The sequence below is a fragment of the Pseudomonas sp. KB-10 genome (genome assembly GCF_018221585.1).
Taxonomy (GTDB): Bacteria; Pseudomonadota; Gammaproteobacteria; order Pseudomonadales; family Pseudomonadaceae; genus Aquipseudomonas; species Aquipseudomonas yangonensis.
In genome coordinates this window covers 501,249-520,819 of sequence record NZ_QYYB01000001.1, presented here as the reverse complement: position 1 = coordinate 520,819, position 19,571 = coordinate 501,249, and the positions used below count along the sequence as shown (strand labels likewise).

At 65.1% G+C, this 19,571-nt stretch carries 15 protein-coding genes and 1 pseudogene; 8 read left to right on the top strand and 8 right to left on the bottom strand.

Annotation, left to right across the window (positions count from 1 at the left end):
* The first annotated feature begins 39 nt into the window (after positions 1-39).
* The 4 genes from DXK50_RS02295 to argA all read left to right on the top strand — a co-directional run bounded on the left by DXK50_RS02295 (position 40) and on the right by argA (position 4,627).
* On the top strand, positions 40-717 hold the full coding sequence (locus DXK50_RS02295) for a TIGR00153 family protein (RefSeq protein WP_161865730.1): 678 nt from the start codon (positions 40-42) through the stop codon (positions 715-717).
* Between the two features lie 38 nt (positions 718-755).
* Positions 756-2,027, top strand: a complete 1,272-nt coding sequence (locus DXK50_RS02290) for an inorganic phosphate transporter (RefSeq protein WP_161865731.1) — start codon at positions 756-758, stop codon at positions 2,025-2,027.
* Between the two features lie 69 nt (positions 2,028-2,096).
* Positions 2,097-3,263, top strand: coding sequence for an acetylornithine deacetylase (argE, locus tag DXK50_RS02285; RefSeq protein WP_212629210.1), 1,167 nt, complete (start codon positions 2,097-2,099; stop codon positions 3,261-3,263).
* Positions 3,264-3,328: 65 nt separating this feature from the next.
* Entirely contained in the window at positions 3,329-4,627 is a 1,299-nt protein-coding gene (argA, locus tag DXK50_RS02280; RefSeq protein ID WP_161865733.1) for an amino-acid N-acetyltransferase, read from the top strand.
* A 181-nt stretch (positions 4,628-4,808) separates the two neighbouring features.
* Here the strand turns inward: argA and rmf are convergent, their stop codons facing one another.
* The 4 genes from rmf to DXK50_RS02260 form a co-directional block, all read right to left on the bottom strand.
* Entirely contained in the window at positions 4,809-5,000 is a 192-nt protein-coding gene (rmf, locus tag DXK50_RS02275; RefSeq protein ID WP_161865734.1) for a ribosome modulation factor, read from the bottom strand.
* Between the two features lie 155 nt (positions 5,001-5,155).
* Positions 5,156-6,736: a glutamate--cysteine ligase gene (gene gshA, locus DXK50_RS02270; protein ID WP_161865735.1), complete on the bottom strand. Its 1,581-nt coding sequence runs from the start codon at positions 6,734-6,736 to the stop codon at positions 5,156-5,158.
* Between the two features lie 119 nt (positions 6,737-6,855).
* The gene (locus DXK50_RS02265) at positions 6,856-7,242 is read right to left on the bottom strand and encodes a PaaI family thioesterase (protein WP_161865736.1); all 387 of its coding nucleotides are present in this window, start codon (positions 7,240-7,242) and stop codon (positions 6,856-6,858) included.
* Entirely contained in the window at positions 7,239-9,563 is a 2,325-nt protein-coding gene (locus tag DXK50_RS02260) for a Tex family protein (protein ID WP_212629209.1), read from the bottom strand. The genes DXK50_RS02265 and DXK50_RS02260 overlap by 4 nt, the downstream gene beginning before the upstream one ends.
* 202 nt (positions 9,564-9,765) lie before the next feature.
* Here DXK50_RS02260 and ompR point away from each other — a divergent pair, with 202 nt between their 5' ends.
* The 3 genes and pseudogenes from ompR to DXK50_RS02245 all read left to right on the top strand — a co-directional run bounded on the left by ompR (position 9,766) and on the right by DXK50_RS02245 (position 15,758).
* Entirely contained in the window at positions 9,766-10,503 is a 738-nt protein-coding gene (gene ompR / locus DXK50_RS02255; protein ID WP_161865738.1) for an osmolarity response regulator transcription factor OmpR, read from the top strand.
* A gap of 76 nt (positions 10,504-10,579) precedes the next feature.
* Positions 10,580-11,896, top strand: coding sequence for an ATP-binding protein (locus DXK50_RS02250; RefSeq protein ID WP_161865739.1), 1,317 nt, complete (start codon positions 10,580-10,582; stop codon positions 11,894-11,896).
* Between the two features lie 96 nt (positions 11,897-11,992).
* Positions 11,993-15,758, top strand: a pseudogene (locus DXK50_RS02245) (bifunctional diguanylate cyclase/phosphodiesterase).
* Positions 15,759-15,764: 6 nt separating this feature from the next.
* Here DXK50_RS02245 and DXK50_RS02240 read toward each other — a convergent pair.
* From DXK50_RS02240 to rimB, 3 genes are read right to left on the bottom strand one after another with little or no spacing between them, the layout of a single operon-like run.
* A complete protein-coding gene (locus DXK50_RS02240; RefSeq protein ID WP_212629208.1) occupies positions 15,765-16,661 on the bottom strand; it encodes a S66 peptidase family protein in 897 nt (298 codons plus the stop codon).
* Complete coding sequence (gene rimK, locus DXK50_RS02235; RefSeq protein WP_161865742.1) at positions 16,658-17,563, bottom strand: 30S ribosomal protein S6--L-glutamate ligase; 906 nt, start codon at positions 17,561-17,563, stop codon at positions 16,658-16,660. Before rimK ends, DXK50_RS02240 begins: the two co-directional genes overlap by 4 nt.
* Positions 17,560-18,030, bottom strand: a complete 471-nt coding sequence (gene rimB, locus DXK50_RS02230; protein ID WP_461818195.1) for a retropepsin-like aspartic endopeptidase RimB — start codon at positions 18,028-18,030, stop codon at positions 17,560-17,562. The genes rimK and rimB overlap by 4 nt, the downstream gene beginning before the upstream one ends.
* Positions 18,031-18,144: 114 nt before the next feature.
* On the opposite strand from rimB, the gene DXK50_RS02225 reads away from it, so the two are divergent.
* Positions 18,145-18,573: an RNA-binding S4 domain-containing protein gene (locus DXK50_RS02225; protein ID WP_161865743.1), complete on the top strand. Its 429-nt coding sequence runs from the start codon at positions 18,145-18,147 to the stop codon at positions 18,571-18,573.
* Between the two features lie 120 nt (positions 18,574-18,693).
* Here DXK50_RS02225 and DXK50_RS02220 read toward each other — a convergent pair whose 3' ends face one another.
* Positions 18,694-19,488, bottom strand: coding sequence for a phosphatase PAP2 family protein (locus tag DXK50_RS02220; RefSeq protein WP_212629207.1), 795 nt, complete (start codon positions 19,486-19,488; stop codon positions 18,694-18,696).
* Positions 19,489-19,571: the final 83 nt, after the last annotated feature.

Genomic DNA, 19,571 nt, shown 5'->3' with positions numbered 1-19,571 from the left:
CCCTATACTTGCGGCCTTCTCAAAACGGGGGCTTACCCTATGCCTATCAATCCCTTTGTCAGCCTGTTCGGCCGTTCACCCATCGGCCCCATGCAACAGCATATCGCCAAGGCCCACGAGTGCGCGGCGAACCTGGTGCCTTTCTTCGAAGCCGTGATGGCCGAGGATTGGGCCAAGGTTGAACAGGTACAACAGGAGATGTCCCGGCTGGAGCACGAGGCTGACAAGCTCAAGAAAAGCGTGCGCCTGCACCTGCCCAAGAGCCTGTTTTTGCCGGTGCCGCGCTCGGACCTGCTTGAGCTGCTCAGTGTACAGGACAAAGTCGCCAACCGTGCCAAGGACATCGCCGGCCTGATGCTCGGCCGGCAGATGGCCATCCCGCAGCCGCTGCAGCCGTTGATGCGTACCTACGTGCAGCGCAGCGTGGACGCCAGCGCCCAGGCGCTGAAGGCGATGAACGAGTTGGACGAGCTGCTCGAGACCGGTTTCGCCGGCCGAGAAGCCGAACTGGTGGAAACCCTGATCGAGGAGCTCGGTTCGATCGAAAACGATACCGATCGCCTGCAGATCGAGGTCCGTCGCCACCTGTTCAAGCTGGAGAAGGACCTTCCCCCGGTCGATGTGATGTTCCTCTATCAGATCATCGACTGGATCGGCGACGTCGCCGACCGTGCCCAACGAGTGGGCAACCGACTGGAACAACTGCTGGCGCGCTAAGCGCCAGTGTCCTTTCTGGGATCTACGGAAACTAATTTATGTCTCTGATTGCGGACTACGGGCTGGTTCTGCTCGTTCTTGCCTGCCTTTTCGGTTTTTTCATGGCCTGGGGTGTGGGGGCCAACGATGTAGCCAATGCTATGGGTACATCCGTTGGCTCGCGTGCGCTGACCATCAAGCAGGCGATCATCATCGCCATGGTCTTCGAGTTCGCTGGCGCTTACCTGGCCGGCGGGCAGGTGACTGAAACCATCAAGAACGGCATCGTCGACGCCAATCTGATCAGCCCCAATCTGATGGTGCTGGGCATGATGTCGGCGTTGCTGGCTGCCGGCACCTGGCTGCTGGTGGCCTCGACGCGTGGCTGGCCGGTATCGACCACGCACACCATCGTCGGCGCGGTGATCGGTTTCGCTGCGGTCGGCGTGTCGATGGACGCGGTGCACTGGAGCGGTGTCGGCCCCATCGTCGCCAGCTGGGTGGTCACGCCGATGCTCGCCGGGATCATTTCCTTCTGCCTGTTCGTCAGCGTGCAGAAGCTGATCATCGACACCGAGAATCCGTTCATGAACGCCAAGCGCTACGTGCCCTTGTACATGTTCATCACCGGTTTCATGATTTCGCTGATGACCATGACCAAGGGGCTCAAGCATGTCGGCCTGAACCTCTCCAGCACCGAGGGCTTTCTGCTCTCGATCGGTATCGGTGTGCTGGTCATGCTGATCGGTATCGCGCTGCTCAGCCGCATCCATGTCGACGCCGAAGCCGACAAGGCTTTCCACTTCTCCAGCGTGGAGAAGGTGTTTGCCATCCTGATGATCTTCACCGCCTGCTCCATGGCCTTTGCACACGGCTCCAACGACGTGGCCAACGCAGTCGGCCCGTTGGCGGCCATCGTCGGCGTGATCCAGAGTGGCGGCGAGCTGGCCGCTGGCGAAAAATCGCTGGTGCCCGGCTGGATCCTGCTGCTGGGCGCGCTGGGTATCGTCGTCGGCCTGGCGACCTACGGCTACAAGGTGATCGCCACCATCGGCAAGGAAATCACCGAGCTGACCCCCAGCCGCGGTTTCGCCGCCGAGCTGGCTGCAGCCACCACCGTGGTCAGCGCCTCGGGCCTGGGCCTGCCGGTATCCACCACCCATACCCTGGTCGGCGCCATTCTCGGTGTCGGCCTGGCGCGCGGCATCGGTGCGCTGAACCTGGGCATGATCGGCAAGATCTTCCTGTCCTGGATCATCACCCTGCCGGCCGGTGCGATCCTGTCGATCGTCTTCTTCTTCATCCTGCGCGCATTGTTCGGCGGAGTCTGATTCCACTTCGGCGGTTTCACCGACAGGACGATGCCCCTATGATGGGGCATCGTTTTTTGGAGAGCGCCGATGCCCCTGCCGTCCTTCCGAGAGCAGTTCGCCGCGCTGATCGCAGCGCCATCGGTGAGCTGCACCCAGCCCGACTGGGATCAGAGCAACGCGCCGGTCATCGAGCTGCTCGCTGCCTGGCTCGGTGACCTGGGCTTCACCTGCGAAACCCAGCAGGTCGCCCCGGGCAAGTTCAACCTGCTCGCCAGTTATGGCTCCGGCCCCGGTGGCCTGGTGCTGGCCGGGCACAGCGATACCGTGCCCTTCGATGCCGCCCTGTGGCAGACCGACCCGCTCAGGCTGAGCGAGGTGGGCGACCGCTGGGTGGGGCTGGGCAGTTGCGACATGAAAGGCTTCTTCGCCCTGGCCATCGAAGCCGTGCGGCCGCTGCTCGACCAGCCCTTCAAGCAACCGCTGCTGATCCTCGCCACCTGTGACGAGGAGAGCTCCATGGCCGGTGCCCGCGCCCTGGCCGATGCCGGGCGGCCGCTTGGTCGTGCGGCGGTGATCGGCGAGCCGACCGGCCTCAAACCCATCCGCCTGCACAAGGGTGTGATGATGGAGCGTATCGATATTCTCGGCCGCAGCGGTCACTCTTCCGACCCCAGCCTCGGCCATAGTGCGCTGGAAGCCATGCAGGATGTGATGGGCGAGCTGCGCGGCCTGCGCGCCCAGTGGCAGCGCGAATTCAACAACCCGCAGTTCGGCGTGCCACAGCCGACGCTCAACCTCGGCTGCATCCACGGCGGCGACAATCCCAACCGCATCTGCGGGCAATGTGCGCTGGAATTCGACCTGCGGCCGCTGCCTGGCATGGACCCGGAGCAGCTGCGTGAGGCCATTCGCGGCAAGCTGCAGCCGCTGGCGCTCAAGCATCAGGTGCGCATCGACTACGGCCCGCTGTTCCCGGAGGTGCCGCCGTTCGAGCAGCGCGCCGATGCCGAGCTTGTGCGTCTGGCCGAGCGTCTCACGGGGCACAGTGCGCAAGCGGTAGCATTCGGTACCGAGGCGCCCTATCTTCAGCAACTGGGCTGCGAGACCCTGGTACTCGGCCCTGGCGACATCGACTGCGCGCACCAGCCGGGGGAACACCTGGAGCTGGCGCGCATCGAACCTACCGTGGCGCTGCTGCGCCAATTGATCCAGCACTATTGCCTGACCCGGAGCGAAGACGTGCAGCGACGATGAGACCGACCATCTGACCGAAACATGACGGCCATGCCGTCCTACGTCTCTACGTTAATGGATTGCCCATGCACGACTACGTCACCTGGTTACGCCACGCTTCACCCTATATCAACGCCCACCGCGACCGCACCTTCGTGGTCATGCTGCCGGGTGAGGGCGTCGCCCATCCGAATTTCGCCAATATCGTCCATGATCTGGTACTGCTGCACAGCCTTGGCGTGCGCCTGGTACTGGTTCACGGCTCGCGCCCGCAGATCGAGGCACGCCTCGCTGCCCGAGGCCTGACCCCGCATTACCACCGCGACCTGCGTATCACCGATGCGCCAACGCTGGAGTGCGTGATCGATGCGGTGGGCCAGCTGCGCATCACCATCGAGGCGCGTCTGTCGATGGACATGGCCGCCTCGCCGATGCAGGGGTCGCGCCTGCGCCTGACCAGCGGCAACTTCGTTACCGCGCGGCCGATCGGTGTGCTCGATGGCATCGACTATCACCACACCGGCGAAGTGCGGCGCATCGACCGCAAGGGCATCAACCGCCAGCTCGACGAGCGCAGCATCGTGCTGCTGTCGCCGCTGGGGTATTCGCCCACCGGAGAAATCTTCAACCTGGCCTGCGAGGACGTTGCCACCCGCGCCGCCATCGACCTGGGCGCGGACAAGCTGCTGCTGTTCGGCGCCGAGGATGGTCTGCTCGACGAGAGCGGCAAACTGGTGCGCGAGTTGCGTCCGCAGCAGGTGCCGGCGCATCTGGCGCGCCTGGGCAGCAACTATCAGGGCGAGTTGCTCGACGCCGCTGCCGAAGCCTGCCGTGGCGGCGTCAAGCGCAGCCATATCGTCAGCTACGCCACCGATGGCGCACTGCTCAGCGAGCTGTTCACTCGCACCGGTAACGGCACCCTGGTGGCCCAGGAGCAATTCGAATCCCTGCGCGAGGCGACCATCGAGGATGTCGGCGGCCTGATTGAGCTGATCAGTCCGCTGGAAGAGCAGGGCATTCTGGTGCGCCGCTCGCGCGAGGTGCTCGAACGCGAGATCGAGCAGTTCAGCATCGTCGAGCGTGAAGGGCTGATCATCGCCTGCGCGGCGCTCTATCCCATCGCCGATTCCGATTGCGGCGAACTGGCCTGCCTGGCGGTCAATCCCGAGTACCGCCATGGCGGTCGTGGCGACGAGTTGCTCGAGCGTATCGAGGCCAGGGCACGGGCGCAGGGGATCAAGACCCTGTTCGTGCTCACCACCCGCACCGCCCACTGGTTCCGCGAACGCGGCTTCGAGCCAAGCAGCGTCGAGCGCATGCCCGCTGCGCGAGCATCGCTGTACAACTACCAGCGCAATTCCAAGGTATTCGAAAAGGCGTTGTAGGCGGGCGAGAGCGGGCCGCAACTGTAGGAGCGGATTTATCCGCGAGTTTCGCGGCTGAAGCCGCTCCTACGCTGGAGCGATGCAGGAGGCCAAGGCCGAGCAGGGAAAGCGAGCCAGAATACCACCGGATTTCAGCCGGGCTACATCTCCACCGGCGCAATCCCAGGGTGCGTTCAGAGACTCAGGCGCTGTGCTGCTGCAGGCGCAGCTGTTCGAAGCCATCGTCCCAGCCGGCCTCCCAGGCCGCAGCAGGGATTTCGTCAGGGTAGGGCTGGCGTGTTCTGGGCTGGCCGGTGAGACCGGCCATATAGCCTTGCTGGTAGGCCTTGGTGAGGCTCTCAAGGCTCCATTGCGGCGTGGCGTCTTCGGCCATGGGCGCTGCTCGTCTATCGTCCTTTACCCGGCAATGCTAGCTTGCCGGGCAGCTCCCGAAGTGGCCGCCCATCCCCGCTTTTGCTCCGCTGGTTGGCTTTGTGATGAGGTCGACCTTTTTGTGGCATGCCATCCCTGGCTGCCACCCGGCGGCCGCTACACTGCCAGCGCCAGGATGCTGGCCTGATAGGCCGCGACGAAGGCGTCGAAGTCGCCCTTGGGCTGCGCTTCCAGCTCCGCCTGCTCGGCCAGCGATTGATGAGCGGCCTTCTCGAAGGCCTGCTGCTGCTCCGCGCTGAGCGGTTGCGCGCGGAAGTACTCGGCGTGACGCAGACTCTGCTGCAGGGCGAAGTCGGTGAAGCTCTGGCCCTGTCGCAGAATCGCCAGCACCTGTGCCGATGGCGTCATCTCCACGTCGGCGACCTTGGCCTGCTGTTGCGCCAGTGCCTCGACATGCGCGCCACTGCCCTGGCTGCGGTCAAGCAGCTCGGCCAGTGGCAGGATGCGTTCGAGCAGCTCGCCGGCCCAGGTCTTGAGTTCCACCTGCTGGCTGCCTTTCTGCAGATGCAGGCCGGGACGACGGCCTTCCTTGACCACCTTGAGGAAGTTGCTGGTGCAGCTGCTGCACTCGCCGTTCTCCAGCAGCGGGCTGTCTTCCAGCGCGCAGAACAGCAGGAAGGCATCGATGAAGCGCGCCTGCGCCACGTCGATGCCCAGCGGCAGGAAGGGGTTGATGTCCAGGCAGCGCACTTCCACGTACTGCACGCCGCGGCTCATCAGCGCCTGGATCGGCCGCTCGCCGCTGTGGGTCACGCGTTTCGGACGGATGCTCGAGTAGTACTCGTTCTCGATCTGCAGGATGTTGGTATTGAGCTGCAGCCACTCGTCGCCGCGCTTGGTGCCGGCTTCGACATAGGCCGGGTAGGGCGTGCCGACGGCCAGACGCAGGCTGTCGGTGTAGCTGGCCAGGTCGTTGTAGCAGGGGGTCAGGCCGGACTGCGCGCTGCTCTGGTAGCCTAGGTCGCTCATACGCAGGCTGGTGGCGTACGGCAGATACAGCGTACTGGCATCCAGCTCCTGCAACTGGTGCGGGCGGCCGCGCATGAAGCCTTTGTCCAGTGCCGGTGAGGCGCCGAACAGGTACATCAGCAACCAGCTGTAGCGGCGGAAATTGCGGATCAGCGAGATATAGCGAGCCGACTGGTAGTCGCGCGCGCTCTGCTCGCTGCCTTCGCTCTGTTGCTGCAGCTGCCACAGCCCTTCGGGCAGGGAGAAATTGTAGTGAATGCCGGCGATGCACTGCATGGTCTTGCCGTAACGCAGCGCCAGACCTTTGCGGTACACGTACTTGAGGCGGCCGATGTTGGAACTGCCGTAACGGGCGATGGGGATGGTCTCCTCATCCGGCAGCGCGCAGGGCATCGATGGGCTCCACAACAGTTCACCATCGAGCTTGTCGTAGGCGAAGCGGTGGATGTTCTCCAGTTCGGCGAGGGTCGCGGCTGGATCCTTGGCGGTACCGGTGATGAATTCCAGCAGCGACTCGGAGTAATCGGTGGTGATCTGCGCATGGGTCAGTGCCGAGCCCAGCGCCTGCGGATGAGGGGTCAGGGCCAACTGGCCGTCGCGGTCGACGCGCAGGCATTCACGCTCGATGCCGTGCAGGCATTCACCCAGCAGGGACAGGTTGGCCGGCTCGCCGAGCTGGGCCAGGCGGCGGGAGAGAAGATCGCTCAAGATGCAATTCCTAACTGGGCAGTCGCCACAATATGAGGACTGCAGCAGTAAGCTTCAAGCTGCAGGCCACAACTAAAGGCGTAATGCCTTGCAGCTTATGGCCTGCGGCTTGTCGCCGCTTATATGCAGGCGAAGGTGCCTTGTGCCTTGGCGACCAGTTTGTCGCCCTGCAGCACCTCGGCTTCGACCACCTGGGTACGACGCCCGGCGTGCAGCACCTTGGCGTGGCACAACACGCTGCCCTCGGAAACGGGGCGGATGTAGTTGATCTTGCACTCCAGCGTCACGCTGCTCGGACCACCATCGCCCAGGCTGTGACTGGCCTGGCCCATGGCGGTGTCGATCAGCGAGAACAGCGCGCCGCCGTGCAGCTTGCCGTGCAGGTTGCGCAGCTCGTCGGTGAGGGTCAGGCGCACGCGCGCCTCGCCGCCGCCGGCCTGGAGAATCTCCAGACCGAGCAGGCGGGAAAAGGCGCTGCTGGCGCCGACCTTGCCTTCCGTAGTCATTTCTTCAACTGCTTGGCGTTGGCGAACAGAGCGGCCATGCCGCCAGTGGCGGGAGCCGGTTTGTCCTGGCTGGAGTAGCGCTCGCTGCGCGGCGTATTGCCGCCGCGGTTGCCGTTGCCGCGTTGCCCACCGCGCGCGCCCTCGACTTTCTCGCCGGGGGTGTCGCCCATGCGCATGGACAGGGCGATGCGGTTACGCGGGATGTCCACCTCCATCACCTTGACCTTGACCACGTCGCCGGCCTTGACCGCCTCGTGCGGGTCCTTGATGAACTTCTCCGACAGCGCGCTGATGTGCACCAGGCCGTCCTGGTGCACGCCGATGTCGACGAAGGCGCCGAAGTTGGTGACGTTGGTGACCACGCCTTCGAGCACCATGCCCAGCTTGAGGTCGTTCAGCGTTTCCACGCCTTCCTGGAACTCGGCGGTCTTGAACTCCGGGCGCGGGTCGCGGCCGGGCTTGTCCAGTTCCTTGAGGATGTCGCCGACGGTGACGAGGCCGAAGCGCTCGTCGGTGAACTTGGCCGGATCCAGACGCTTGAGGAAGCCCGAGTCGCCGATCAGCGAGCGGATGTCGCGGCCGGTGTCCTGGGCGATGCGCTCGACCAGCGGGTAGGTTTCCGGATGCACCGCCGAGGCATCCAGCGGGTTGTCGCCGTTCATCACGCGGAGGAAGCCGGCGGCCTGCTCGAAGGTTTTCTCGCCCAGGCGCGGCACCTTCTTCAGCTCGGCGCGCGAGGCGAAGGCGCCGTTGGCGTCGCGGTATTGCACGATGTTCTGCGCCAGGGTCGCATTGAGGCCGGAGATGCGCGCCAGCAGGGCGGCGGAGGCGGTGTTCACGTCCACGCCGACGGCGTTCACGCAGTCCTCGACCACGGCGTCCAGGCTGCGCGCCAGCTTGAGCTGCGACACGTCGTGCTGGTACTGGCCGACGCCGATGGATTTCGGGTCGATCTTCACCAGCTCGGCCAGCGGGTCCTGCAGGCGGCGGGCGATGCTCACGGCGCCGCGCAGGGACACGTCCAGGTCGGGGAATTCGCGCGCAGCCAGTTCCGAGGCCGAGTACACCGAGGCGCCGGCCTCGGAGACCATCACCTTGGTGAGTTTCAGGCCCGGCACCTTCTTGATCAGCTCGGCGGCCAGCTTGTCGGTCTCGCGGCTGGCGGTGCCGTTGCCGATGGAAATCAGGTCGACGCCATGCTTGGCGCACAGCTTGGCGAGGATCGCCAGGGTGCCGTCCCAGTCGTTGCGCGGGGCGTGCGGGTAGACGGTGGCGGTTTCCAGCACCTTGCCGGTGGCATCGACCACCGCCACCTTGCAGCCGGTGCGCAGGCCCGGGTCCAGCGCCAGGGTGGCGCGCGGGCCGGCCGGGGCGGCCAGCAGCAGGTCGTGCAGGTTGCGGGCGAACACGCTGATCGCCTCGTCCTCGGCCTTCTCGCGCAGCTCGCCGAGCAGGTCGGTTTCCAGGTGGTTGTACAGCTTGACCTTCCAGGTCCAGCGCACCACCTCGGCCAGCCACTTGTCGGCGGCGCGGCCTTGGTTCTGCAAGCCGAAGCGCTCGCCGATCATCAGCTCGCAGGGGTGCAGGGTGCCGGGCAGCTCTTCGCCTACCTTGAGGCTGGCGCTGAGGATGCCTTCGTTGCGCCCGCGGAAGATCGCCAGTGCACGGTGCGACGGCACGCCCTTGAGCGGCTCGTCATGCTCGAAGTAGTCGCTGAACTTGGCGCCTTCGTTTTCCTTGCCCGGCACCAGGCGGGCGCTGAGAGTGGCGTTGTCCTTTAGGAAGGTGCGCAGCTTGTCGAGCAGTGCGGCGTCTTCGGCGAAGCGCTCCATGAGGATGTACTTGGCGCCTTCGAGCACCGCCTTCACATCGGCAAAGCCCTCGGCGTCGATGAAGCGCTCGGCTTCCTGCTCGGGCGCGAGATTCGGGTCGTTGAACAGCGCATCGGCCAGCTCGCCGAGGCCGGCTTCCAGGGCGATCTGGCCCTTGGTGCGGCGCTTCTGCTTGTACGGCAAATACAGGTCTTCGAGGCGTGTCTTGGTGTCGGCCAGGTCGATCTCGCGCTTGAGCTCTGGGGTCAGCTTGCCTTGCTCCTCGATGCTGGCGAGGATCGCCACGCGGCGTTCGTCCAGCTCGCGCAGGTAGCGCAGGCGTTCTTCCAGATGGCGCAGTTGGGTATCGTCGAGGCTGCCGGTCACTTCTTTACGGTAACGGGCGATGAAGGGCACGGTGGAGCCTTCGTCGAGCAGGGCCACGGCGGCGGCGACCTGTTGCGGGCGCACGCCCAGTTCATCGGCGATGCGATTGTTGATGCTGTCCATATAAAAACTACCCACTGAAGCGACAGGGCGGCCGTAAACATGCCGGCCAGATACGAAAGCGGCGCATTATAAACACCGCATCCGCGAGAGCTGCGAACCGTTCGGGGAAAAATCTGCTAACAATGGCTCAAGCGCCCATCCATGCGCCTGAGCGATAATGCCGCCACTTGCCGTCCTTAGTACGGCTGTCCAAGGAGACGCCATGACCCAGTCCGCTGCCCCTGCCGCCGAAGGCGAGAAAATTCTCATCGTCGATGATGACGCCCGTCTGCGCCGCCTGCTCGAGCGCTTCTTCGATGAGCAGGGCTACCGGGTACGCGCAGTGGAGAATGTCGAGCAGATGGACCGCCTGCTGGCTCGCGAGCTGTTCAACCTGGTGGTGCTCGACCTGATGCTGCCCGGCGAAGACGGATTGTCTGCCTGCCGCCGTCTGCGCGAATCGAACAACCAGATCCCCATCATCATGCTCACTGCCAAGGGCGATGAGTCCAGTCGCATCCAGGGCCTGGAGCTGGGCGCTGACGATTACCTGGCCAAGCCTTTCAACCCGCGCGAGCTGCTGGCTCGTATCAAAGCCGTGTTGCGCCGCCAGGCACCGGTAGTACCGGGCGCACCCGGTACCGAGGACGAGAGCGTGAGCTTCGGTGACTACGAGCTGTCACTGGCCACCCGCGAGCTGAAGAAAGGCGAAGAAGTGCACATGCTCACCACCGGCGAATTCGCCGTGCTCAAGGCTTTGGTGCAGCATGCGCGCGAGCCGCTGACCCGCGACAAGCTGATGAACCTGGCCCGCGGCCGCGAGTGGGATGCGCTGGAACGTTCCATCGATGTGCAGATCAGCCGCCTGCGTCGCCTGATCGAGCCGGACCCGTCCAAGCCGCGTTATATCCAGACCGTCTGGGGCGTCGGCTACGTCTTCGTTCCTGACGGCAACAAGTGACGCGTAGGAGCGAGCCCTGCTCGCGAATTGAAGCCACGTTTTCGCGAGCAGAGCTCGCTCCTACGGTTCTGCGCTGATGAAAGCCCCCTACTGGTTCCCGCAAAGCTTCTTCGCCCGCACCCTCTGGCTGGTGCTCGTCGTCGTGCTGTTCTCCAAGGCACTGACGCTGGTGTACCTGATGATGAACGAGGACGTGCTGGTCGACCGCCAGTACAGCCATGGTGCGGCGCTTACCTTGCGGGCCTACTGGGCGGCCAACCCCGATGACCGCGACCATATCGCCCAGGCCGCCGGGCTCAAGCGCATCCCGCGCGACAAGGTGCCGGCCAGCGAACAGCACTGGCCCTACAGCGAAATTTTCCAGCGGCAGATGCAAACCGAGCTCGGCCCGGACACCGAAACCCGCGTGCGCGCGACCACACCGCCGGCGCTCTGGGTGCATGCGCCGAGTCTCGGCGATGGCTGGGTGCGGGTGCCGATGTATCCGCATCCGCTGCGTGGTCAGCGTATCTGGAGCGTGCTCGGCTGGTTCCTCGGCATCGGTCTGTTATCCACTGCCGCGGCCTGGATCTTCGTGCGTCAGCTCAATGCGCCGCTCAAGCGCCTGGTCTTCGCCGCTCGCCAGCTCGGCCAGGGGCGCAGCGTGCGTCTGCCGGTGAGCGATACGCCGAGTGAAATGACCGAGGTGTACCGCGCCTTCAACCAGATGGCCGAGGACGTCGAGCAGGCCGGCCGCGAGCGGGAGCTGATGCTGGCCGGTGTCTCCCATGACCTGCGCACGCCGCTGACGCGCCTGCGTCTGGCGCTGGAGTTCATGGACAACGATTCGGAACTGACCGAGGACATGGTGCGCGATATCGAGGACATGGACGCCATCCTCGATCAGTTCCTCGCCTTCATCCGCGACGGCCGCGACGAGCCGGTGGAAGAGGCCGACTTTCCCGAGCTGGTGCGCGAAACCCTGGCGCCCTACAACCAGGGCGGCGAGCGCGTGCGCCTGTGCCTTGAAGCCATTCCACCCTTCCCGTTGCGCCGGGTATCGACCAAGCGCCTGCTCACCAATCTGGTGGAGAATGCGCTCAACCACGGCGGTGGCGATGCCGTCGAGGTGGTCGCCAGTCTGGCCGGCGATCAAAGCGCGCCCTATGTGGTGTTGAGCGTGCTGGACCGCGGCAACGGCATCGATCCCGCCGAGCTGGACACCATCTTCAACCCCTTTATCCGCGGTGATCGGGCCCGTGGCGGGCGCGGTACCGGCCTTGGCCTGGCCATCGTCAAGCGCATCGCGGCGCTGCATGGTGGCAGCGTCGAGCTGCGCAATCGCAGCGGCGGTGGGCTCGAAGCCCGCGTACGGTTGCCGCTGGGGTTGTTGCTACCGCGCGACGCCGTCTAACCGGCCGTCCAGTCACCACACTCAGGTGCTGGCAATTTGCTGCCAGGCGCCCGGGCACTGGGCTATGCTGTGCCAGCGCATCACTTCGAGGTCTGCATGCCCGCCGCCGTACCCGACCGCTTGCCTAGCTGGACCTGGTGGCTACCGCTGCCGATCTTCCACCTGGCAACCTGGATTTCCCTGGGGACCCGCCTGAACGACGGGGTGGCGCTGTGCTACCTGCCGATGGTGCTCGGCCTGGCGTTCTGCCTGTGGTGGGGGCCGCGCGTGTTGCCGGCGCTGTACCTCAATGCGTTGTTCAGCGTGCCGCTCTGGGGCCTGCCCTGGCAGTGGGCGCCCCTCTACCCCGTGCCGGAAACCGCCGCCGTGGCGCTGGGCTGGTGGCTGTTGCGGCGCCACTCGTTCGATCCGGCCCTGGGGCGTCTGAGCGATGTACTGAGATTTCTTGCCTTCGCCGTGTTGATGCCGGCGACCCTGGTAGCGCTCGGTCTGCAGGGCAACCTCTGGCTTACCGGCTTTCAGACCAGTGAACGGTGGGCGCAGGCGAGTCTGGCGGTGTGGTTGAGCGACACCATCAATCTACTGGCGCTGACCGCGCCCTTGCTGGCGTTCTGCACCCCGCTGCTGCATGCCCGCGGCTGGCTGCGTGAGCGAAGCGATACGGCTATTGCGACGCTGCCCATCAGCCGTTCGCCCGGCGGCTGGTCATTGGCGAGCGCGGTGTTTCTGGCGTTGCTGTTGCTCAGCGCCAGCCTGCCGGCGCAGCTTGCCTTGCCGCTGCTGGGGCTCAGCATGTTGGTGCTGGCACTGCGGCACGCCTTCGCGGGGGCGCTGTATGGCGTATTGCTGGTGTACGCCGCCACTCTGCCACTGCCACTTTGGCGCGGCAGTCTGAGCTTTACCGAGCTGGATCTGCAGCATAATCAACTGCATTTCACCGCACTGTTGCTGATGGGCGCCGCGCTGGTGGTTGGGCGTGCACTCAGCGACCTGCGCCGGGCGCTGGCACGCAGCGCGCAGATGCAGCGGCAACTGGCGCGCGCCAACCTGGCGATGGAAGCCAGCCCGCTGGGGGTGACCATCGCCGACGCGCGTCAGGCCGATCTGCCACTGGTCTACTGCAATGCGGCGTTCACCCAGATCACCGGCTATCGCGCCGAAGAGGCGCTGGGGCGCAACTGTCGTTTTCTGCTCGGCAAGGATCTTGCCCAGCTGGAAGCGCAACCACTGCGTGCCGCCCTGCGTGACGGCCGCAGCGGCCATGCCGTGGTGCGCAACTATCGCAAGGACGGCCGGCCGTTCTGGAACGAGGTGGTGCTGGCGCCCATGCGCGACGAACAGGGCATCAGCCATTTCGTCGGTCTGCAGCACGATGTCACCGAGCGCGTCGAGCTGGCGGCCAAGGTCGAACTGCAACGTTCGCAGCTGCTGCGCCAAAGCCATCTGTTCAGCCAGACCGAGGACATTGCCAACCTGGGTGGCTGGGTGCTGGAAATCAGCGACTACAGCATGTTCTGGAGCGATGGTTGCTACCGTATCGTCGACCGTGACATCCAGCAGGGGCCGCCCGATCTGCAGCAGTCGCTGGACTACTGTGACACACCGAGCCAGGCGCTGATCATGCAGACGCTGCAGGCAGCCTCGAGCGGGATGGATGATCTGGATATCGAGGTCCGTCTGGCGTCGCGCCTGGGCGGCCGGCTGGTGCGCCTGCGCGGCATGGCCGAACGCGATGAACACGGCAGCCTGGTGCGCATCTATGGCGTGGTGCAGGACATCAGCGAGCGCAAGCGCGCCGAGTCGCAGCTGCGCGAGCGCGACGAACGCCTGCGTCTGTTCTTCGAGGCGCCGTTGATCGGCATGGCGCTGACCACCCAGAGCTTCGGTTGGGAAGAGGTAAACCCGAAGCTGTGCAGCATTCTCGGCCGTAGCCGCGATGAATTGCTGGCCAGCAGCTGGCAGCAACTGTCGCACCCGGACGATCTGCCGGCCGAGCAGGCCAGTGTGGAGCAGGTGCTGCTGGGCGACAGCGACGGTTTCGAGATGGACAAGCGCTTCCTGCGCGCCGATGGCCGGGTCGTGTACACCCGTGTCAGCCTGCGTGCGGTACGTGGTGGCAGTGGCCGGCAGACCGTATTCCTGCTGTTGGTCGAGGACATCAGCGCGCGGCACGAAGCCGAGGCGCGCTATCGCACCCTGGTCGAGCATGCGCCCGAGGCGATTTTGCTGTTCAGCCCGGACGGGGGCATCGTCGAGTGCAACGAGAACGCGCTGCGGCTGTTCCGCTATCGCCGCGAAGAGCTGCTCGGTCGGTCGATCCAGAGCATCAGCCCGCTACGCCAGGCCGATGGCCGCTTGTCTTCGCGTGCCGGCAAGAAATTCATGCGTCAGGCCGTGGCCGGCGAAGCGCCGGTGTTCGAGTGGACGCACCGTGACAGTGCCGGGCGTCAGCTCCCGTGCGAGGTGCGCCTGGTGCGTATGCCCGGCGAGGCGCTGCTGATTCGCGCCAGCGTCACCGATATTTCCGAGCGCCAGCGTTACCAGCGTGAGATCGAACGCCTGGCATACAGCGACGAGCTCACCGGCCTGCCCAATCGCCGTCTGCTGCTCGACCGTCTGCAGCACGCCATGGACCGGGAGAATCGCGAGGGTAGCCTGGGCGCACTGCTGTTCATCGATCTGGATCACTTCAAGACGGTCAACGACAGCCTCGGCCATCTCATCGGCGATGCGCTGCTGGTGGAAGTGACCACGCGCCTGGCGCGCGAACTGCGTACCGAGGACACCCTGGCGCGTCTCGGCGGCGATGAGTTCGTGGTGCTGCTCGAAGCCCTGGGTCACGAGCCGCAGGCCGTTGCCGAGCATGCCGCGGCAGTGGGGGAAAAACTGTTGCGCGGGCTGCAGGGCAGTTGCCTGGTCGATGGTCATGAGCTGGCGATCAGTGCCAGCATCGGTATCGCTCTGCACCCGATGGGCCTGCAGCAGGCCGCGGACATTCTCAAGCAGGCCGACACCGCCATGTACCGGGCCAAGCACGCCGGGCGCAACGCCTTGCATTTCTTTGCCCCGGAGATGCAGGCGGCCATCGACCAGCGCCTGCAGCTGCAGGGCGAGCTGCGCCAGGCCATCGCCCGCCAGCAGCTGCAACTGGTGTTCCAGCCGCAGCTGATGCTGGCCGATGACAGCGTGGCTGGCGCAGAGGTGCTGTTGCGCTGGATGCATCCCGAGCGCGGCGAGGTCGGCCCGGACCAGTTCATCCCGCTGGCGGAGGAAACCGGGGCTGATCCAGGACATCGGCCAGTGGGTGCTGGAACAGGCCTGTGCGGCCCTGGCGCGCTGGCAGGCGCAGTGGCCGCAGCTGGTGCTGGCGGTCAACCTCAGCCCGCGCGAATTGCGTCAGGCAGGCTGCGTCGAACGCGTCGAGCAGTGCCTGCGGGATCACGGAGTGCCGGCGCAGTCTCTGGAGCTGGAGATTACCGAGGGCGTGTTGGTCGAGGACGTCGAGCGTTGTATCGGCAATATGCAACGGCTCAAGGCGCAGGGCGTGCGCTTCGCCATCGATGACTTCGGCACCGGCTATTCGTCGCTCACCTACCTCAAGCGCCTGCCGCTGGACCGGCTAAAGATCGACCGCAGTTTCGTCGCCGATCTGGACGGCGCGGCGAGCGGGCGCATGCTGGTGCAGACCATTCTGATGATCGCGCGCAACCTGGATCTCGAATGCGTGGCCGAAGGCATCGAGCAGGACAGTCAGTTGGCGTTCCTGCGCGAGCAGGGTTGCGCCCTGGGCCAGGGCTATCTATTCGGCCGACCGATGACGGAGGCGGAGTTTCTCGCCTGGATGCAGGCGCGCCAGCGCTGAAACGCTTTACCAGCTCAGGCTGCTGCCGCCCAGACGCGCCTTCTGTCCGCAGGGCCAGGGGAAATTGCTGTCGCCATGGCCGCTGGGCAACTCGCCATAGAGAGGGATGCCCAGAGGCGCCAGATATTCGCTGAATATCTGCTCCAGACTGTGGTGCACGCCGCGCCGCGGGCAATCGGTGAAACCGCCCAGGCACACCGCCCGTGGCCTTCTTCCGGCAAAGCTGTGCAGCAGTTGCCAGAGGCTGCGTTCCAGTCGGTAATACGGCTCGCCGACGTCCTCCAGGATCAGGATCGAATCCTCTGCCAGGTGCAGTTCCGCGTCGGTACCGCAGACGCTGGCCAGGGCTGTGAGGTTGCCGCCCTGCAGGGTGCCGTCAATGGCATGTTGCGGGCCGCTGATATGCCGCAGCGGCAATTGACGATGCTGGCCCTTGAGCAAATTCCATAGTGCCTGCATCGAGGCCAGCCGCTCGCGGTGGCCGCTTGGCGCCGAGAGCACCTGATGGCCGAGTGCGGTGGCCACCGGGCCATGAATGGCCGGCAGGTCCCGTTGCGCGAAAGCGCTGAGCAGAATCGACAGGTCGGAGAACCCGATCAGCGGGCGCGGGCTGGCCCGTTGCAGCAAGGCCCAGTCGATATCGCTCACCAACTGTGCGCAGCCGTAGCCGCCACGCAGGCACCAGACGGCGTCGATATCGGGCAGGCTGAAGGCCTGATGCAGGTCTTCCAGGCGCTGCTCCTGCGTGCCGGCCAGATAGCGATGGCGCGCGCGTACATGTTTGCCCAAGTGATAATCCACGCCCAGCACATCGAGCTGGGCCAGGGTCGCCTCAAGCACATCTTCGGCAATGGCTGAGGCCGGTGCGATCAGCGCCACACGGCCATCGAACACAGCGCTCATCCGCGGCCCTTGGTGCGGGTCTGGCCGGGTTCGGCGTTCTTTTCCAGGTACTGGATGATCATTCCGGCCACGTCCTTGGCGGTGGTGGTCTCGATGCCTTCCAGGCCCGGCGAGGAATTGACCTCCATCACCAGTGGGCCGTGGTTGGAGCGCAGGATGTCCACCCCGGCGACATTAAGGCCCATGACCTTGGCCGCACGCACCGCGGTCATGCGTTCTTCCGGGGTGATCTTGATCAGGCTGGCACTGCCGCCGCGGTGCAGGTTGGAGCGGAACTCGCCGGCCTTGGCCTGGCGTTTCATCGCGGCGATTACCTTGTCGCCGACCACGAAGCAGCGAATGTCGGCGCCGCCGGCTTCCTGGATGTATTCCTGCACCATGATGTCCTGTTTGAGGCCGAGGAAGGCTTCGATCACCGACTCGGCGGCCTTGTGCGTTTCGGCCAGCACCACGCCCATGCCCTGAGTGCCTTCCAGTACCTTGATCACCAGTGGCGCGCCGCCGACCATCTGGATAAGGTCGGGAATGTCGTCCGGCGAGTGGGCGAAACCGGTCACCGGCAGGCCGATACCCTTGCGCGACAGCAGCTGCAGGGCGCGCAATTTGTCACGCGAACGGCTGATGGCCACCGATTCATTGAGCGGGTAGACGCCCATCATCTCGAACTGGCGCAACACCGCGCAGCCATAGAAGGTCACCGAGGCGCCAATGCGCGGGATCACCGCATCGAAACCTTCCAGCGGCTGGCCGCGGTAATGGATCTGCGGCTTGTGGCTGGCGATGTTCATGTAGGCCCGCAGGGTGTCGATCACCACCATCTCATGGCCGCGCTGCTGCCCGGCCTCCACCAGTCGACGGGTGGAATACAGGCGCGGGTTGCGCGACAGCACGGCGATCTTCATTGGGCACCTGGAAGGGACGAGGAAAGGGAGGGTTTGTCCTGCACATAACTGAGTGCCGGGTTGACCACCAGTTGGCCGGTGATCAGCGCCTTGGAGCCGAGCAGTACGCGATAGCGCATGGTCTTGCGGCAGGCCAGGGTGAATTCCACCGGCCACAGCAGATCACCGAGGGCCAGATGGGTGCGGATCACGTAGCGGCTCTGCGCCTGGCCGTTGGAGCTCTTGATGCGTTTGACCGACACCAGCGGCGCCTCGCAGCGATGACGACGCTGTACCTGAGTACCGAGGTAGGCCGTGAAGCGCACCCAGTCCTCGCCGTCACGCCGGAACGGTTGAATATCGCTGGCGTGCAGGCTCGAGGTGCTGGCGCCAGTGTCGATCTTGGCGCGCAAGCCGATGATGCCGAGCTCGGGCAGATTGATCCACTCACGCAGGCCGATCACGCTGAGCTGGTCGAAAGTCTTCAAGGTGAGAGTGTCCCCTGCGGCGTACAACGCCTATGATTCCGCGCATTCTAGTTGTGTCGTGTGACAACTGCATCCGCCGCGCGTGCGAATGCCAAACCCCTTTCAGAGTGTGAGATGAGCGAAAAAGACGACGATAAGGTGCGCCTGGACAAATGGCTGTGGGCGGCGCGTTTCTACAAGACCCGGGCCCTGGCCAAGGCGGCTATAGAAGGTGGCAAGGTGCATCACCGCGGCGATCGCTGCAAGCCGAGCAAGGAGCCGAAGGTCGGCGACGAATACGTGCTGCGCACCGGTTTCGACGAGCGCACCGTGGTCGTGCTGGCGCTGTCCGGCGTCCGTCGTGGCGCGCCGGAAGCGCAACTGCTGTATCGCGAGACCGAAGAGAGCATCGCCCGCCGCGAACAGGCCGCGGCCATGCGCAAGGCCGGCGCCCTTGGCGTACAGACCGATGGCCGGCCGAGCAAGAAGCAGCGGCGGCAGATCCATCAGTTCAACGAACAGCAGGGCGGCGGCCTGCGCCACCCCTGGGCGGATGAGGATTAGGCGCAAGCCTGTAGGAGCGAGCTCTGCTCGCGAATGCGAACTTGCTCGTTCAGTTTGTAGCCCGGATGAAATCCGGGGAATCGTATCGACCCCTCCCGGATTGCATCCGGGCTACCCGCTTCAGCGCCCGCTGACGATGCTCATGCGGCCCAGCAGCGGGAGCCTGGCCAGGCGCGAGGTGATCGGCAGGGTGATCTTCTCCAGCCATTCGCTGGCGCGATAACTCAGCGGCGTATAGCAGCTCCAGGCCAGGGCCAGCAGGCTGAGGAATACGCCGCCGACGAAGGCATCCGCGCCCCAGTGAGCACCGGCTACCAAACGTGGCAGGATGCCGATCGCGGTAATCGCCCAGACCAGGATCAGGCGCCAGCCGCGGGCGAAGAAGGACATGAAGTAGGCCCAGATCAGCAGCACGGAGGCGTGATCGCCGGGGAAGCTGCGGCTGGCGCTGTCTTTCAGGTCCCAGCGCTCTTCCCAGGCCGGGAACATTTCCGTCAGGCGCGCACTGCCTTCGACCACCAGCGACGGGCTGGCGTGCTGCCAGCCCATGTATTCGACCAGGTCGGCGAACAGCACGCGCATCAGCAGCATCACTGTCAGCGCGACGAGAAAGGCGAACAGCGCGCGACGCACCTGTGGGCCAGTGAAGACCAGATCGGCCTTGAGCATCACCGCCAGCATCACCACGCCGACGCCGGCATCGACCGGGCGCATGCTGCCGATGGCCCAGATGTGGGCCCACAGGCCGCCAGCATGTACCGGATCGTTGAGCAGCTTGAACAGCCACAGATCGAAGACGTTCCACAGTTCACGGGTAGGCTGCCAAAGCCAGCTGGCGAGCAGCACGATGGCCACGATATGGCAGACCAGCATGGCGCGTGGCTGCCAGTGGCGATTGATGAAAGTGCTCGACATGGACGATCCCTTTGCAGATTGATGACAGGCTCTACCTCAGGCGCGCGGATGATAGGCAGTGCTGACGGCAGTACAAGGCCGGC

What these genes read in the sequence shown, in the direction of transcription:
- DXK50_RS02295 (WP_161865730.1), top strand. Translation starts at nt 40, where the DNA reads ATGCCTATCAATCCCTTTGTCAGCCTGTTCGGCCGTTCACCCATCGGC.
- DXK50_RS02290 (WP_161865731.1), top strand. Translation starts at nt 756, where the DNA reads ATGTCTCTGATTGCGGACTACGGGCTGGTTCTGCTCGTTCTTGCCTGC.
- argE (WP_212629210.1), top strand. Translation starts at nt 2,097, where the DNA reads ATGCCCCTGCCGTCCTTCCGAGAGCAGTTCGCCGCGCTGATCGCAGCG.
- argA (WP_161865733.1), top strand. Translation starts at nt 3,329, where the DNA reads ATGCACGACTACGTCACCTGGTTACGCCACGCTTCACCCTATATCAAC.
- rmf (WP_161865734.1), bottom strand. Translation starts at nt 5,000, where the DNA reads ATGGCCGAAGACGCCACGCCGCAATGGAGCCTTGAGAGCCTCACCAAG.
- DXK50_RS02265 (WP_161865736.1), bottom strand. Translation starts at nt 7,242, where the DNA reads ATGACTACGGAAGGCAAGGTCGGCGCCAGCAGCGCCTTTTCCCGCCTG.
- DXK50_RS02260 (WP_212629209.1), bottom strand. Translation starts at nt 9,563, where the DNA reads ATGGACAGCATCAACAATCGCATCGCCGATGAACTGGGCGTGCGCCCG.
- ompR (WP_161865738.1), top strand. Translation starts at nt 9,766, where the DNA reads ATGACCCAGTCCGCTGCCCCTGCCGCCGAAGGCGAGAAAATTCTCATC.
- DXK50_RS02250 (WP_161865739.1), top strand. Translation starts at nt 10,580, where the DNA reads ATGAAAGCCCCCTACTGGTTCCCGCAAAGCTTCTTCGCCCGCACCCTC.
- DXK50_RS02240 (WP_212629208.1), bottom strand. Translation starts at nt 16,661, where the DNA reads ATGAGCGCTGTGTTCGATGGCCGTGTGGCGCTGATCGCACCGGCCTCA.
- rimK (WP_161865742.1), bottom strand. Translation starts at nt 17,563, where the DNA reads ATGAAGATCGCCGTGCTGTCGCGCAACCCGCGCCTGTATTCCACCCGT.
- DXK50_RS02225 (WP_161865743.1), top strand. Translation starts at nt 18,145, where the DNA reads ATGAGCGAAAAAGACGACGATAAGGTGCGCCTGGACAAATGGCTGTGG.
- DXK50_RS02220 (WP_212629207.1), bottom strand. Translation starts at nt 19,488, where the DNA reads ATGTCGAGCACTTTCATCAATCGCCACTGGCAGCCACGCGCCATGCTG.